At 61.9% G+C, this 15,513-nt stretch carries 14 protein-coding genes and 1 pseudogene; 13 read left to right on the forward strand and 2 right to left on the reverse strand.

The window, feature by feature from the left end; all coding sequences use genetic code 11:
* Positions 1-403 precede the first annotated feature (403 nt).
* The 3 genes and pseudogenes from ACSQ2W_RS12530 (at position 404) to ACSQ2W_RS12540 (ending at position 3,657) form a co-directional block, all read left to right on the forward strand.
* Positions 404-1,137: pseudogene (locus ACSQ2W_RS12530) on the forward strand (MBL fold metallo-hydrolase).
* A 14-nt stretch (positions 1,138-1,151) separates the two neighbouring features.
* On the forward strand, positions 1,152-2,585 hold the full coding sequence (locus ACSQ2W_RS12535) for an aldehyde dehydrogenase family protein (RefSeq protein ID WP_436086527.1): 1,434 nt from the start codon (positions 1,152-1,154) through the stop codon (positions 2,583-2,585).
* 166 nt (positions 2,586-2,751) lie between these two features.
* The gene (locus ACSQ2W_RS12540; RefSeq protein ID WP_436086528.1) at positions 2,752-3,657 is read left to right on the forward strand and encodes a DMT family transporter; all 906 of its coding nucleotides are present in this window, start codon (positions 2,752-2,754) and stop codon (positions 3,655-3,657) included.
* On the opposite strand, the gene ACSQ2W_RS12545 is transcribed toward ACSQ2W_RS12540, so the two are convergent.
* Positions 3,658-4,836 carry an aminotransferase gene (locus ACSQ2W_RS12545; protein WP_436086529.1) on the reverse strand — a complete coding sequence of 393 codons (1,179 nt, stop codon included), beginning with the start codon at positions 4,834-4,836 and terminating at the stop codon, positions 3,658-3,660.
* 18 nt (positions 4,837-4,854) lie between these two features.
* Positions 4,855-5,901 carry a LysR substrate-binding domain-containing protein gene (locus tag ACSQ2W_RS12550; protein ID WP_436086530.1) on the reverse strand — a complete coding sequence of 349 codons (1,047 nt, stop codon included), beginning with the start codon at positions 5,899-5,901 and terminating at the stop codon, positions 4,855-4,857.
* 252 nt (positions 5,902-6,153) lie between these two features.
* Between ACSQ2W_RS12550 and speB the strand changes: the two genes are divergently transcribed.
* The 10 genes from speB to ACSQ2W_RS12600 all read left to right on the forward strand — a co-directional run bounded on the left by speB (position 6,154) and on the right by ACSQ2W_RS12600 (position 15,439).
* Positions 6,154-7,215 carry an agmatinase gene (speB, locus tag ACSQ2W_RS12555; RefSeq protein WP_436086531.1) on the forward strand — a complete coding sequence of 354 codons (1,062 nt, stop codon included), beginning with the start codon at positions 6,154-6,156 and terminating at the stop codon, positions 7,213-7,215.
* A gap of 198 nt (positions 7,216-7,413) precedes the next feature.
* The gene (locus tag ACSQ2W_RS12560) at positions 7,414-8,220 is read left to right on the forward strand and encodes a transporter substrate-binding domain-containing protein (RefSeq protein WP_436086532.1); all 807 of its coding nucleotides are present in this window, start codon (positions 7,414-7,416) and stop codon (positions 8,218-8,220) included.
* A 4-nt stretch (positions 8,221-8,224) separates the two neighbouring features.
* Complete coding sequence (locus ACSQ2W_RS12565; protein WP_436086533.1) at positions 8,225-8,893, forward strand: amino acid ABC transporter permease; 669 nt, start codon at positions 8,225-8,227, stop codon at positions 8,891-8,893.
* Positions 8,890-9,537 carry an amino acid ABC transporter permease gene (locus ACSQ2W_RS12570; RefSeq protein ID WP_112848098.1) on the forward strand — a complete coding sequence of 216 codons (648 nt, stop codon included), beginning with the start codon at positions 8,890-8,892 and terminating at the stop codon, positions 9,535-9,537. Before ACSQ2W_RS12565 ends, ACSQ2W_RS12570 begins: the two co-directional genes overlap by 4 nt.
* Positions 9,538-9,629: 92 nt before the next feature.
* Positions 9,630-10,718 (forward strand): ABC transporter substrate-binding protein, encoded by a 1,089-nt coding sequence (locus ACSQ2W_RS12575; protein ID WP_436086534.1) that lies wholly within the window; start codon positions 9,630-9,632, stop codon positions 10,716-10,718.
* Positions 10,719-10,926: 208 nt separating this feature from the next.
* Positions 10,927-11,964: an ABC transporter ATP-binding protein gene (locus ACSQ2W_RS12580; RefSeq protein ID WP_436086535.1), complete on the forward strand. Its 1,038-nt coding sequence runs from the start codon at positions 10,927-10,929 to the stop codon at positions 11,962-11,964.
* Positions 11,961-12,815, forward strand: coding sequence for an ABC transporter permease (locus tag ACSQ2W_RS12585; RefSeq protein ID WP_436086536.1), 855 nt, complete (start codon positions 11,961-11,963; stop codon positions 12,813-12,815). The genes ACSQ2W_RS12580 and ACSQ2W_RS12585 overlap by 4 nt, the downstream gene beginning before the upstream one ends.
* Positions 12,812-13,612, forward strand: coding sequence for an ABC transporter permease (locus ACSQ2W_RS12590; protein ID WP_436086537.1), 801 nt, complete (start codon positions 12,812-12,814; stop codon positions 13,610-13,612). The genes ACSQ2W_RS12585 and ACSQ2W_RS12590 overlap by 4 nt, the downstream gene beginning before the upstream one ends.
* On the forward strand, positions 13,609-14,391 hold the full coding sequence (locus tag ACSQ2W_RS12595) for a carbon-nitrogen hydrolase family protein (RefSeq protein WP_436086538.1): 783 nt from the start codon (positions 13,609-13,611) through the stop codon (positions 14,389-14,391). Before ACSQ2W_RS12590 ends, ACSQ2W_RS12595 begins: the two co-directional genes overlap by 4 nt.
* Positions 14,392-14,485: 94 nt before the next feature.
* Positions 14,486-15,439, forward strand: coding sequence for a ring-cleaving dioxygenase (locus ACSQ2W_RS12600; protein WP_436086539.1), 954 nt, complete (start codon positions 14,486-14,488; stop codon positions 15,437-15,439).
* Positions 15,440-15,513: the final 74 nt, after the last annotated feature.

Raw genomic sequence — 15,513 nt, forward strand, 5'->3', positions numbered from 1 at the left:
TCTGCAACAACTCAAGTGGAGGACAGGATGCAAGGTTCGAAACCAGTCATGCAGAATCGCCCAACCGCCTTTGGCCACGCCGGAACTTCCTGGAACATGGCCATGCAAGCGGTCGCACTGGCTGCGGCCTTCCTTTTCGTTTCCGCACTCGTCCTCGGGGCGATCTGACTTTCCGAGAAGGCGACTACAAAGTTTAATGATTGCGAGGCCTCTGAGTCGATACCGGTTCAGGGGCTTTCGTTTGTTTAGGACGTGCCTGGTTGCGTCAACGGGGTCTCACGGCGCTTGTCGAGTTGAGACCCAGCCAGCTTCAATTTGCGATTGCTGACGGCCAGATCGTGCCACTTGCCGCCGATCTTGCCGATATTGTAGCCTTGCTTGCGTGAGGCGGCAGGAGATGAGCATGGAACGCATCGGTCCCGACAGATGGTACGCCGTCAAGCCTCTTGACGACGACGTGACCGCCATTTCCGAGCCGTTCATCCAGCAATTCTACCGCTGCAACATCTGGCACGTGCGCGGCCGTGACCGCGATATGCTGATCGATAGCGGCACGGGGGTCGTGTCCCTGCGCGAGTGGGTGCCGCTGGTAACCGAACGCGGCCTGATCGCCGTCGCCAGCCACACCCATTTCGATCATATCGGCTGCCATCACGAGTTCGAATGTCGCGCGGTGCATTCAGCGGAGGCCGATCTGCTCGCCAATCCGACGCGGGAAAACACGCTTGCCGATCCCTATGTCACAGACGAGATTTTCGAGGCGCTGCCGCCGGAGCCCTATTGCTCGAATGTTATGCCGTAAAAAAAGCGCAAGCGACGCGCATTCTCGAGGATGGCGATGTCATCGACCTTGGCGACCGCGTCTTCGAGGTCATCCATACGCCCGGCCACTCCCCGGGCGGCATTGCGCTCTACGAGAAGGCGACTGAAATTCTGTTCTCCGGCGATATCCTCTATGACGGCCCGCTGGTCGAGAATACTTATCATTCCAACGCCGAAGACTATCTCGCCTCGATGGAGCGGCTGTCACAAATCCCCGTGCGCATCGTGCATGGCGGCCATTTTCCAAGCTTTAGCGGCGAGCGCTATCGCCAATTGATCACCAACTGGCTGACGGAAAAACAGAAGACGATCTGACGGGAGGGAAAAGCATGCTCGACAAACGCAAGTTCTACATCAACGGCGAATGGGTTGACCCGATTACGCCCAATGATCTCGAAGTGCTGAACCCGGCGACGGAAAAACCGGTCGCGATGATTTCCATGGGAACGGCCGCCGATATCGACTGCGCCGTTGCCGCCGCCAAGAAGGCCTTCGTCACCTATAGCCGCACCAGCGTCAAGGAGCGGCTGGCGCTGCTCGAAAGACTTCTGGCGATCTACAAGCGTCGCTATGACGAGATGGCTGAGACCATCACCGTGGAACTCGGTGCGCCAGTGACGATGAGCCGCGAGCAGCAGGCCGATGTCGGCGTCGGCCATCTTCAGGGCTTCATCGATGCGCTGAAGCGGTTGCATGCGCGCGAAGTCCTGCCGAACGGCGACGTGTTGTTGCGCGAGCCGATCGGCGTCTGCGGCCTGATTACGCCGTGGAACTGGCCGATCAACCAGATCGCGCTCAAGGTCGTGCCTGCACTGGCGACCGGCTCGACCTGTGTCCTGAAGCCGAGCGAGTTTACGCCGCTCAATGCGCTGCTTTATGCCGAAATGGTGCACGAGGCCGGCTTCCCGGCCGGTACGTTCAACGTCGTCAACGGTGATGGCCTGAATGCCGGTGCGGCCCTTTCCCGGCACAAGGACGTCGACATGATGTCTTTCACCGGCTCGACCCGCGCCGGCATCGCCGTCAGCAAGGATGCTGCCGATACAGTCAAGCGGGTCACCTTGGAACTCGGCGGCAAGTCGCCGAACATCGTCTTTGAAGATGCCGACCTGGAGGAGCGCGTTACCGCCGGCGTGCTCGAATGCTTCAACAATTCCGGCCAGTCCTGCGACGCGCCGACGCGGCTGCTTGTGCAGAAATCGGTCTATGACAGGGTCGTCGAGATCGCCACGCGGGTCGGCAGGCAGGTCAAGGTCGGTAACCCGGCGGAAGAGGGCAGCCACATCGGGCCATTGGTCAGCGATATCCAGTTCTCTCGGGTGCAGGCGCTGATCGAGGCGGGCATTTCCGAAGGTGCCCGGCTTCTGGTCGGCGGCGCCGGCAAGCCGCAAGGCTTCAAGACCGGCTACTTCGTCAAGCCGACGATCTTTGCCGATGTCAACAACACGATGCGGATTGCCCGCGAAGAAGTGTTCGGCCCGGTGCTCGCCATCATGCCGTTCGAGACGGAAGAGGAAGCGATCGAGATCGCCAACGACACCAATTACGGTCTCGCGGCCTATGTCCAGACCGGCGATCCCAAGCGTGCCGAGCGTGTCGCCTCGCGGCTTCGCGCCGGCATGGTCCACATCAATGGCGGCCCGCATCGCTACGGCAGCCCCTTCGGCGGCTACAAGCAGTCGGGCAATGGCCGCGAAGGCGGCAGGTTCGGGCTCGAGGACTTCCTCGAGGTGAAGACGGTGCACCGGCCGGACGCGGCGTAACGCCTGTGAGCGGACCCCCCGCGGTTTTGCTTGCTGCGGGGCTTGCTTCACCAATTCTCATGCTTCCATAAGGAGAAGTCGTTGTTTCCGGCGGCGGGTTTCTGGTAGCTCCATGCGTCATCGCGCGGGGCGCATTCCCGCGTAAGATCGTATTGGACAGCACGCCGTGTCAGACACTGCCCTTCCTTCTTCCTCGTCACCGGCTTCAGCGGCGAACCGTGTTGCGTTTGTTGCACTGCTCGTCGGTGGAATCGCAATCAGCGGGTCGCCGATCTTCGTGCGGCTGTCGGAAGTCGGCCCGATGGCGACGGCGTTCTGGCGGGTGGCGCTGGCGCTGTTGCCGCTTTTGATCTGGGCCAAGGCGACTGAAAAGACGGTTACGGATTGCCGGCCTGCCGGATTGACGGACTACGGCCTGCTCGTCTTGCCGGGTCTCTTCCTTGCAGCCGATCTCGCCGCCTGGCACCTGTCCCTGCATATGACATCGGTCGCCAATGCGACGCTGCTTGCCAATCTGGCGCCGATCTTCGTGACGCTCGGCTCGTGGGCGCTGTTTCGCGCCCATGTCAGCGGCGTGTTCCTCGCCGGCCTGGCGACGACGCTGGCCGGCGTCGTGGTCCTGAAAGGCGGGCCTGCGGCGCTCAGTGATGGGCATCTGGCCGGTGACGCGACGGCAGTCGTCGCTGCCGTCTTCTATGCCGGCTACATGCTCTCGATCGGCCGCCTGCGCAGCCGCTTTTCCACCAACCGGATCATGATCTGGAGTACGGCTTCGGCAGCGGTGTGCCTATTGCCGTTGGCACTCCTCTTCGAAGACAGCTTCATCCCCGTGGCGCTGTTCGGTTGGGCCATTCTGATCGGCCTTGCGCTTATCAGCCACGCCGGCGGGCAGGCACTGATCATCTATGCGCTCGCCTTCCTGGCACCGGCCTTTTCGTCGCTGACGCTATTGCTACAGCCCGTCGTGGCGGCGATCCTTGCCTGGCTTCTGCTCAGCGAGCCTATTGGTCTGATGCAGGCGCTCGGAGGCACCGTCGTGCTTGCCGGCATCATGGTCGCCCGCCGGGGCTGATCAGATCCCCGGCAGGTGGAACGTCGACAGCCGTTCTTCCAGTTTCAGGATCGTCGGCACGTCCGCGTTGGCGAAGGCGAAGCGCAGGTACCCTTCCTGGCCTTCGCCGAAATAGTCGCCCGGCAGGCAGACGACACCGGCAATCTTCGCCAGCTTCTCAGCAACGAATTCCGAACTGATATCGGGATAGGGGTGGCGGATATAGGCAAAATAGGCGCCGATCGCCTGCAGCTTCCAGCCCTTCAGCTTGCTCATCACCTGTTTCAGCGCCTCTGCACGTCTGGCGATTTCCGCGCGGTTGCCGGCCCGCCAGTCGTCCAGCGCCGGAAGCGCCTTGGCCACAGCCGCTTGCGCAGACCGCGGCGCGCAAATCTGCAGATTGTCCATGACCTTTGCGACCTGTTTTATGACCGCGAGGCCTGCCGTGATCGCGCCGAGGCGGTGACCGGGGATGCAGAAGGATTTGGAGAAACTGTAGAGGCAGATCAGGCCGTCCTGCCACCCCTCGACCGCCAGCAGGTCATGCGGCGCGCCGCTGCCTTCGGCCAGAAAGTCGCGATAGGTTTCGTCGAGGATCAGCCAGGTTCCGTTGGCGCGGCAAAGGTCATGGATCCGCCGCAGCAGGGCAGGCGGATAGACGGATCCGGTCGGGTTGTTCGGCGTGACGAGCGCCAACGCCCGGACGCCCGGCTTCAGCGATGAGGCGATGGCGTCGACATCAGGCAGGAACCCATTGCTGGCATCGCAGGGCACCAGCTCGATACCGATGCCGAGCATGGCAAGCGTCGTTTCCTGGTTGAAATAGAAGGGGTTGGTCATCAGCACCGTATCGCCTGCGCCGGCGATCGCAATCACGGTCGAGATGAAAGCCTGGTTGCAGCCGGAGGTCACGTGAATGTTCTTCGCATTGATCGAGGCGTTGTAGAGCTCCGAAACATGCGCCGCATAAGCGGTCCGCAGAACATGTTCGCCTTCGATCACGCCGTAGCCGGTGAACGCGGGGGAGGCGGCGGCCTCGCCGAGCCATTTCAGCATGTCGGGATGCGGTGGATAGCCGGGAACAGCTTGGCTGAGATCGATGAGCGGTCCGCGTGCGCCATCATAGGCCTTTGCCCAGGCGAGAACGGAAGGCACCGGCGGCGGCGACAGTCTGGCGATCAGCGGATTGAAACGCGGCATTCGGATGATCCTGTGTTTTCAAGACTTGACCCGGCGCTTTGGCGTCGGTTCGGCCCGGCGGGCGCGGGTCGGAGAGGAGACGGGCTTGAAGCCATCCTTGGATGGCAGGTGTTCGGGCGCGCTGACCTTGGCGGCGCGGGCGCGGATGATGGTGCGCGCCGAGGTCTGCAATTCCGGCATCGGATCGCTCTCGAGCGCCGAGAACAGCCAGTCGATGAAGACCTTGACGATGGGGGCGGCGCGGATCTCGTTGCGGCAGGCAACATAGAAGGCGTCGTTGGCGGGTACTGTGAGATCAAAAGGCGCGATCAGTTCGCCCTTGGCGATCAGGCTGCCGGCGGTGATCGTGTCACCGAGCGCCACGCCCTGATTGTGCAGCGCCGCTTCCGTCGAAAGGCGGGCGTCGCTCATGAAATGCTGGCGTCCGCGTTGGATATCGATGCCGTCGGCGGCGGCAAGCCAGGTGTTCCATTCACGGCCGTCGTCGCCATGTAGGATGACATGGTCGCGCAGGTCGCGTACCGAGCGCAGCGGCTGCATGTTGAGCAACGTCGGGCTGACGACCGGAAACAGTTCCAGCCGGCTCCACAGACGCGCCCAGCAATCCGGCCAGTTGCCGTCACCATAGAGCAGGCAGATATCCACATCGCGGGAAAACAGGTTGGCTGTGTCGTTCGAGGCAACCAGTGTCAGCCGCACATCGGGAAATTGCCCGGTGAACTGATGCAGGCGCGGGATCATCCAGAAGGACAGGAGCGCCGGCACGCAGGTAATGCGCAATTGGCCACTGGTTGTCGGTCGCATCATGGCCGCGGTGGCGGCTGCAATGCCTTCGAATGCCTCGGTGACAGCGGGCAGCAGCAGTGCGCCCTGAGAGGTCAGCTTCAGCCGCTTGCCGCCACGTTCGAAAAGCGCCGCGTTGAAGGAGAGTTCCAGCGCTCTTATCTGATGGCTGATTGCGCCGTGTGTGACGTTGAGCTCGCGCGCCGCCGCCGAAACAGAGCCGCGCCGGGCCGTCGCCTCGAAGGCGCGCAACGGGTTCAGCGGTGGCAGGCGGCTGGACAAGGAAACGACTCCGAAGGGCAAAAAAGGATGTGAGTTTTTCTCACATGAAACGCTATAACAATGTCAATTGATTTTCCAATCAAATTGTTTCCTAATATCGGCAACAAAGGCAAAAGCCTGGGGAACATGCACGCAAGCGCTCCGGCACCAATGTCGATGCGCGAACCGTTTTCGGCGAACATTCGAGCCGTTTGAAGGCTTTCCGATCGTCGATCCCGCACGTCTCCTCTGGCCCCGTACGAGGTGACGGACATGGCGTGGGATGAGAAGAAGCTGAGCGAGCTGAAGGCGAAGTATGGCGAAAGCCATGGCGGCGAGTTGTTCGATCCGGCCTTCCGCAAGGTGGCGGACAAAATCTTTTCCAAAAGCGGCACGCGTCTTGCGCCTTATGCCGGCGTCCCGACTTTCCTGACCGCGCCCTATATGCCGGTCGATGCCAATGAGCCCGATTTCGGCAATCTCCAGGTCGCCATCGTGGGCGTGCCGATGGATCTCGGCGTCACAAACCGTCCGGGCTCCCGTTTCGGGCCGCGCGCCATCCGCACCATCGAGCGCATCGGCCCCTATAACCATGTGCTCGATTGCGCACCGGTATTCGATCTGCGCGTCGCCGATATCGGCGACGTACCGTTCCAGAGCCGCTACCGGCTGGAACTCAGCCATGAGGACATCGAGAAGCGGATCAACCAGATCGTCGATGCCGGCGTTGTACCGCTGTCGGTCGGCGGCGACCATTCGATGACCCATCCGATCCTGAAAGCCGTCGGCAAGAAGCGCCCGGTCGGCATGATCCATATCGACGCGCATTGTGATACCGGCGGCGCTTTCGACCAGACGAAATTTCACCATGGCGGACCGTTCCGCAACGCGGTTCTTGACGGCGTGCTCGATCCGACGCGCACTGTCCAGATCGGCATTCGCGGTTCGGCGGAATATCTCTGGGAGTTTTCCTACGAGTCCGGCATGACCGTGATCCATGCCGAGGAGGTGACCGGCATGGGCATGCCGGCGATCATCGAAAAGGCGAAACAGATCGTCGGCGACGGCCCGACTTATCTGTCGTTTGATATCGACAGCGTCGATCCGAGCTTTGCGCCTGGCACCGGCACGCCGGAAGTGGGCGGTCTTACCACCCGCGAAGTTCTGGAGCTGATCCGCGGCCTGAAGGGCATCAATCTCGTCGGCGGCGATGTCGTGGAGGTTGCGCCGCAATATGACGCGACGACCAACACGGCGCATGTCGGCGCCCAGGTCCTGTTTGAGATCCTCAGCCTCATGGTGTTCAGCCCCTTCGTCAACGGCAAGCGGGATTGAGGGCAAAGCCGCCCCTCATCCGGCCATCGTTGTTTCAGAAGAAGGGCCGCCACCTTCTCCCCGTAGGCGGAGAGAAGGGACAAGCGGCAAATTCGATCGTCCCTCCCCCCGTTCACGGGGCAAGGGCTAGGGTGAAGGGCAAAAGCCAAACCCGGTTTTCCGTGCCTGCCATAAACAAAATCACAAAGGGGAATGAAAATGACCAGACTCTCGAACCTGAAATCATCTGTCGCCGCCACCCTGATGCTGGGCGCCGCCGTTCTCGGCTTCACATCCGCTGCCAACGCCGATGCCGTCGACGACATCACCAAGGCGGGCGTCCTGAATGTCGGCGTCTTCGCCGATTTCCCGCCCTTCTCCTCGGCCAGCGCCGATATGAGCCTCAAGGGCTATGATATCGACGTCGCGCAGTACATCGCCGACAGTCTGAAGGTGAAGCTCGTTCCGGTGCCGGTGACCGGCCAGAACCGTATCCCGTATCTCACCGAGAAGCGTGTCGATGTGCTGGTCAGCGTCGGTTACAGCAAGGAACGCGCCGAAGTCATCGATTTCGCGGCCGCCTACGCGCCTTACTATATCGCCGTGATCGGCCCGGCCGCTCTCGAGGTCAAGGGCAAGGAAGACCTCGCCGGCAAGAGCATCGCCGTCAATCGCGGCACGCTCGAAGACACCTCGCTGACGGAAGCCGCGCCCAAGGATGCCGACATCAAGCGCTTCGACAACTACAACTCGGTGATCCAGGCCTTCATCTCCGGCCAGACCGAACTGATGGTTGTCGGCAATGATGTCGGTGCCCAGGTTCTGGCCCGCCAGGAAGCCTTGAAGCCGGAGCAGAAGTTCCAGCTCCTGACCTCGCCGTCGCATCTGGCGCTCAACAAGGGCGAGGACCGCCTGAAGCAGGCGATCAACGACGCCGTCGCCAAGATGCTCGCCGACGGAAAGCTCAATGAAAGCTCGCAAGCGTGGCTGAAGACCCCGCTCAACCCTGAAAACCTGAAAGATTGATCCTTTGGGCTATGCGCTCGATTTCGGCTGGCTGAATGACGCGGTCTCGCTGATCGCGAGCGGCGCGGCCATGACGATCTTCCTGATCGCGGTGTCGGCAGTCGCCGGCATCGTGCTCAGCATTTTGGGCGCGGCGGCCCGGCGCAGCCGTCATGCCGTGCTGCGCCGGGCGATCGCCGGTTATGTCGAGCTCATTCGCAACACGCCGTTTCTGGTGCAGCTATTCTTCATCTTCTTCGGGCTGCCCAGCCTCGGCATTCGCCTCGATCCCGTCGTCGCCGCAATTCTGGCGATGACCTTGAACATGACGGCCTATACGACAGAGATCGTCGGCGCCGGCCTCGATGCCGTGCCGAAGGGGCAGAGGGAAGCAGCACTTGCGCTGGGCTTGCGGCCACGCCTTGTCTTCATCAAAATCGTGCTGCCGCAGGCGCTGAAGGTGATCTATCCGGCGCTGACGAGCCAGATCGTCATCATGATGCTGGAATCCGCCGTCGTCTCGCAGATTGCCGTACGCGAACTGACCTATGAGGCCGACATGCTGCAGGCGCGCACGTTCCGCGCATTCGAGACTTATTTCATCATCACCCTTGTCTACCTCGCGATGAGCATCGGCTTGCGCCGCTTGCTGATCGCCGGCGGCAACCGCATGTTGGCCGGGGGCGTGTCGTGATCGAGTTCACGCTTTGGGACATCGTTCGCAACCTCTTGCTGGCAGCCCGGTGGACGGTGCTTTTGTCGGCGGTCGCTTTCGCGGGCGGCACGATTGTCGGCCTGCTCATCCTGTTCCTGCGGATATCCAAGCGGCGCTGGATGCGGCAGTTCGCCGAATATTACATCGGCCTGTTCCAGGGCACGCCGCTTCTGATGCAGCTTTTCCTGTTGTTCTTCGGCCTGCCCCTGCTTGGGTTTCGCATCGAACCCTGGACGGCTGCCGTGCTCGGGCTTACCCTGTGTGCCAGCGCGTTTCTGGCGGAAATCTGGCGCGGCGGGGTGCAGGCGGTGCCGCTTGGACAGTGGGATGCCGGCAGCAGCCTGGGGCTGCATTATCTCAAGCAATTGCGGCTGATCATCCTGCCGCAGGCCTTTGCAATCACTCGGGCTCCGACCGTCGGTTTTCTGGTGCAACTGATCAAAAGTACGGCCCTGACGTCGATTATCGGCTTTGAGGAACTGGTCAGAACCTCGAATGCGATCAACAATGCAACCTTCGAACCGTTCACGGTCTATGGGTTTGTCGCCTTGATCTATTTCGCCTTGTGTTTTCCGTTGACACGATACGCAAAAGTGCTGGAGCTTCGGGCCTTGAAACACTGACCGGAATGCAATCCGGACTTGCATGCCGGATCAAAAATTGGGAACAGACCGGAGCTGAAAAAAGCGGTACCGGCAAAAACAGGAGAACGATGATGACTGAATTTCTGAAACAGACGATCGGCCGCCGCGCCGTGCTCGGCGCCGGCCTTGCCGGTGTGTCGATGCTCGCCATGCCATCGATCCTGCGCGCGCAGGACAAGTCGCTGAAAGTCGGAGTCTATGGTGGTTACTTCAAGGGTTCGTTCGACAAGAACATCTTCCCGGAATTCACCAAGGCAACCGGCATCGCGGTCGAATCCGTTGCCGAGCCTACGGGCGAAGCCTGGCTGGTGCAACTCGAGCAGGCCGCCAAGGCCGGCCAGGCGCCGGCTGACGTCTCGATGATGTCGCAGGTTGCGATGCTGAAGGGCCAGTCCACCGACCTCTGGGCGCCGCTCGATGTTGCCAAGATCAAGAATGCTTCCAACCTGATCGATCGCTTCGTCAACAAGTATCCGGATGGCCGCGTCGCCGGCATCGGCGCCGTTTCATGGTACATCACGCTCGTGACGAACACCGACGTCTACAAGGAAGCACCGACTTCCTGGGCTGCATTCTGGGATCCGGCAAACGTCGACAAGCTCGGCCTGCTGGCGCTCGTCTCCAACTCCTTCCTGCTTGAGGTGACCGCCAAGACGTATTTCGGCGGCACCAATGCGCTGGACACGGAAGAAGGTCTCGAAAAGGCCTTCGCCAAGCTCGCCGAAGTCAAGCCGAACGTCCGCCTCTGGTACCGCGACGAGGCGCAATTCGAACAGGCGCTGAAGTCGGGCGAAATCCCGATGGGGCAGTATTACCATGACGTTACCGGCCTTGCCGCTGCCGACGGCAACCCCGTCCGCTCGACCTTCCCGAAGGAAGGCGGCATTCAGGATTCGGGTTGCTGGGCGCTGTCGCGCGCCTCGCAGAAGGTCGAGGAAGCCCATATCTTCATCGACTATATGAGCCAGGCGTCGATCCAGGCGACTTTGTCGCGCAAGGTCGGGACCGCGCCGACTGTAAAACGTGAACTCACGGACTTGACGGCAGAAGAGTTCGCCGCCGTCTCGTCCGACATCGAGCCGATCATTCCGCGCTACGACCTCTACCAGACGAAGTCGGATTGGCTGAACCAGAAGTGGACCGAACTGATCGTCGGTTGATTTTTTACCCTCCCCTTGAGGGGGAGGGTCGGCACGCAGTGCCGGGGTGGGGTGACGTTTCGCGGAACCCAATGGATCACCCCCACCCGCAGCTATGCTGCGACCTCCCCCCTCAAGGGGGAGGTAAAGGCCGCTTCGACCTTCGTGTATCTGGAAGCGGTAAACGGACTAAACTATTTTCCGCATGATGCGAAAAGACAGGAAAACAATGTCAGGCCTCGCCCTCAACAACGTCACGAAGGAATTCGGGACTTTCACCGCGGTCAACAATGTCGAGCTGACGGTGCCGCATGGCACCTTCGTTTGCATGCTCGGACCGTCCGGTTGCGGCAAGACCACGCTGCTCCGGATGATCGCCGGGCTCGACCTGCCGACCGGCGGCGGAATCCGGCTCGACGGCGAGGACATCACCCGCGTCCCGACCCACAAGCGCAATCTCGGCATGGTGTTTCAGTCGCTGGCCCTGTTTCCGCATCTGACGGTCGGCGAGAACATCGCCTATCCCTTGCGCATCCGCAGCGCGCCGAAGGAAGACCAGAAGAAACGGGTCGATGAACTCCTGTCGATGGTCCATCTCTCCGGCTATGCCGACCGGCCGGTGTCCAAGCTCTCTGGCGGCCAGCGCCAGCGCGTCGCCATCGCCCGGGCCCTTGCGATTTCGCCGAAACTCTTTCTGCTCGACGAGCCGCTCTCGGCGCTGGACGCCAAGCTGCGCGAGGCGATGCAGGTGGAACTGCGCCAGTTGCAGCAGCGGCTCGGCATCACGACCATCGTCGTGACACACGACCAGCGCGAAGCCATGACCATGGCCGATACGGTCGTGGTCATGAACGGTGGAGAGATCCGCCAGGCCGCGTCGCCGATCGAAATCTACCGCCGCCCGGCCGATACCTTCGTTGCCGATTTCATCGGATCGACCAATCTGCTCGAGGCCGAAGCCGACAGCACCGGCCGTGTCAGCGTGCTTGGCCAGCCGGTCGCTGGCATTTCGCTTGGCGCGCATGCCAGGAAGGCGACGCTGTCGATCCGGCCGGAAGACGTGCATCTGACGGCGCCCGGCGACGGCGCGCTGTCGGGCACGGTGACCTTCGTGCGCGATCTCGGCGGCACGATCGAGACCTTCGTCGACGTTGCCGGTCGTCAGATCATCGCCGTCTCGACGCCGCGGGCGCGGCCCGAGGTTTCCGTCGGCCAGCCGGTCGGCGTGGTGCTGTTGCCCGACGTTTGCGTGGTGCTTGCCAAATGAGACGCGAAACGCCGCAACGCCTGGCCGATTACGGGCCTTTGTTCTTTCCGGCGATGATGCTCATCGTCTTCTTCGTCGTACCGTTCGCGACGATGATCGCCGTCTCCTTCTTCCAGCGCCAGCAGGGCGGCTTCTACGTGCCGGCCTTCGAACTGGCCAACTACCAGCGCTTCCTCAGCCTGTTCTTCGCCAATGTGCTCGGCTTCTCGCTGATGCTGGCGATCGCGGTTGCGATCTGCTGCGTCGTGCTCGCCGTGCCCTTCACCTATCTTCTGACGCGGATGGCGAGACGCGTGCAGATCATCTGGCTGGTGGCGCTGCTGTCGGTGCTGTCGTTGTCGGAAGTCATCATCGGGTTTGCCTGGTCGACGCTGTTTTCGCGCACCGCCGGGATCACCAATCTCCTGGTCATGGCGGGGCTCATGAGCGAGGCGAAGGCATTGCTCCCGAGTTTCGGCGCGGTCCTGACCGGCATGGTCTATCAAGCCCTCCCCTATACGGTGCTGGTTCTTTACCCGGCTTTGGTGCGGCTCGACCCGACGCTGACGGAAGCGGCCCGCACGCTTGGCGCTTCGCCCGTCAAGGCCTTCTTCACCGTCGTCGTGCCGGCTCTCCGCAACACCATCACCGCGACGCTGATCATGGTCTTCATTTTCGCGCTCGGCTCCTATCTCTTGCCGCAGATTCTTGGCCGTCCGCAGCACTGGACCCTGTCGGTGCTGATCACCGATCAGGCGATCTACCAGTCCAACATGCCGTTCGCGGCGGCCATGGCGGTGTTCCTGGTGCTGGTGACGCTCGGCCTCGTGGCTCTGACCGTCATTGCGGGACGCAAGGGAGAAGCAGCATGACCGGCGCACTCAGCAAAATCTATTTCTTCCTGATCGGCCTGTTTCTCGCATTGCCGTTGATCGTCGTCGCCGGCGTCTCGGTGAATGCGAAGCAGACGCTCGCCTTTCCCCCCAAGGGTTTCTCACCCTCCTGGTACGGCGAAATCTTCCTCAATCCGGAATGGCGCAATGCGCTGCTTGCCTCGCTGACGCTGGCGATCCTGTCGGCGGCTCTCGCCGTGGCGATCGCGCTGCCGCTTGCCTGGTTCCTATGGCGGCGGATCGCGCCCTGGGCAAATATCTTCCAGCTTCTCGGCGTCGCGCCGTTTACGCTGCCACCGGTCATCACCGCGCTCGGGCTGCTCACCTTCTGGGCGACGACCGGGTTTTACGGCCAGCCATGGACGGCGGTCATCAGTCACGCGATCTTCTTCGTGACATTGCCGCTGGTGACGCTGTCGCTCGGCTTTACCGCGATCGACCGGTCCCTGGTGGAAGCTGCCGCGACAATGGGCGCCGACGATCGCACGGTTTTCCGCACGGTCGTCCTGCCGCTGATCCTGCCCTATATCGTCTCGGGTTATGCCTTCGCCTTCGTGCTGTCGCTCAACGAGTATATCGTCGCCTACATGACCGTCGGCTTCACCATGGAAACGCTGCCGATCAAGATCTTCAACGCCTTGCGCTACGGTTACACGCCGACGATGGCGTCCGTCACGGTCCTGTTCGTGGTGACGGCGGCCGTCATCTTCTCCCTTGTCGCACGGTTCGGCGATCTGCCGAAACTGCTCGGCGCCATGTCAACGGATGGCAAATGATCACGCTCGCCGCCCTGCAGATGAGATCGGAAAGCGGCGATGTCGCCGCCAATCTGGCGCGCATCGGCGAGGCGGCGCGGGATGCGGCTGGCAAGGGCGCAAGCCTGCTGATCACGCCGGAGCTTGGGCTGACGGGGTATGGCGCCGGCGACTTCATCCGCGATCTGGCAGAGCCCGCGGATGGGCCCTTGGTGCAGCGACTACAGGCGATTTCACTGGAGACCGGGGTGGCGGTGATCGCCGGATTTGCCGAAAAGGCGGGCTTCGAGGTGTTCAATAGCGCCGTTTATGTCGACGGTGCGGCAGAACCCGTCGTCTACCGCAAATCCCATCTCTACGGTGACTACGAGCGCGCGCTGTTTGCCGCCCCCGCGCCGAGCACGGTTCTGTTTGCGCATCGCGGCATCAAATGCGGCATGCTGATCTGCTATGACGTGGAGTTTCCGGAAAACGTCCGGCGGCTGGCCATGGCGGGCGCGGACGCCGTGCTGGTCCCGACCGCGCTGCCGGCCGGTTATTCCGGCACCTTCATTACCGATCACATGATCCAGACGCGCGCCTTCGAGAACCAGGTTTTCGTCGCCTACGTCAATCATTGCGGCGCGGACGAGCGCTTCACCTTCGCCGGCTCCTCGCGCATCGCCGCACCCGATGGCAGCCTGCTTGCGGGTGCTGCATCCCACGGCGAGACGTTGATGATCGTGACGCTCAACCCCGTTGATTTCGATGTTTCGAAAGGCGAAAATACTTACCTGCACGATCTGCAGCGCAGGCCCTGATCGCCTCGCGCAAAGCCGTGCTTCCGGCGGTCGCCCTTTATTAAACAGCTCAAGCGGCCGATATTCACTCCACATAATTTCAATGGAGGCAGCCATGAGCTTGCAACTGACAGGAATCCATCATCTGACGGCGATCACCGCCAACGCGCCGGAAAACCTGCGTTTCTATACGCAGACGCTTGGCATGCGGTTGGTCAAGAAGACGGTCAACCAGGACGACACCACCGCCTATCATCTCTTCTACGCCGACGGACAGGCGACCCCGGGGACCGACCTGACCTTCTTCGACTGGCCGCTCGAGCCTGAGGGTCGCGGCACACACAGCATTTCGCGCACCGGCCTGCGTGTCGGCGGCCGCGACAGCCTTTTCTGGTGGAAGGCGCGTTTCGACGAGCTCAAGGTCAAATCCGACGCGGTGACCGAGATCGACGGCCGGGCGTCGCTCGACTTCGAGGACGGGGAAGGCCAGCGCTTCCGGCTGATCGACGACGGCGGGCTTTCGCCGTCCCATCCGTGGGACAAAAGCCCGGTTCCGACTGAGCATCAGATCAAGGGTCTCGGCCCCATCACCATGAGCGTACCGGACATCACCAGCACCGCACTGGTTCTGGAAGAGGTGATGAACATGACCAAGGTGCGCCAGTATCCGTCACCGGACGGCATTGGCGAGGTGCATGTGTTCTCGATGGGCAAGGGTGGTCCGGCAGCCGAGCTGCATGTCGCGGTCCAGCCGGGATTGCCGGCGTCCCGGCAGGGCGCGGGCGCCGTCCATCATGTCGCCTTCCGAGCGCCGGACCAGGCTACGCTGCACGAATGGACCGAACGGCTACAGAGTTTCCGACTGCCGTCGAGCGGCGAGGTCGAGCGCTACTATTTTCGCTCGCTCTATTTCCGCGAGCCGAACGGCATCCTGTTCGAGATCGCAACCGACGGACCCGGCTTTGCGGTGGACGAACCGATGGAAACACTCGGCGAGGGCCTGTCGCTGCCGCCGTTCCTGGAGCACAAGCGCAGTCAGATCGAAGCTCGGTTGAAGCCGCTGAACTGAAATCGAAAATCGAAAAGCCGGGCGCGCCGCTTTCCGGCTTTTTCATCTGTACTTTTGCGTGTTTCTGGCCATGC

The organism is Pararhizobium sp. LjRoot255, assembly GCF_964252905.1.
Lineage (GTDB): Bacteria > Pseudomonadota > Alphaproteobacteria > Rhizobiales > Rhizobiaceae > Pararhizobium.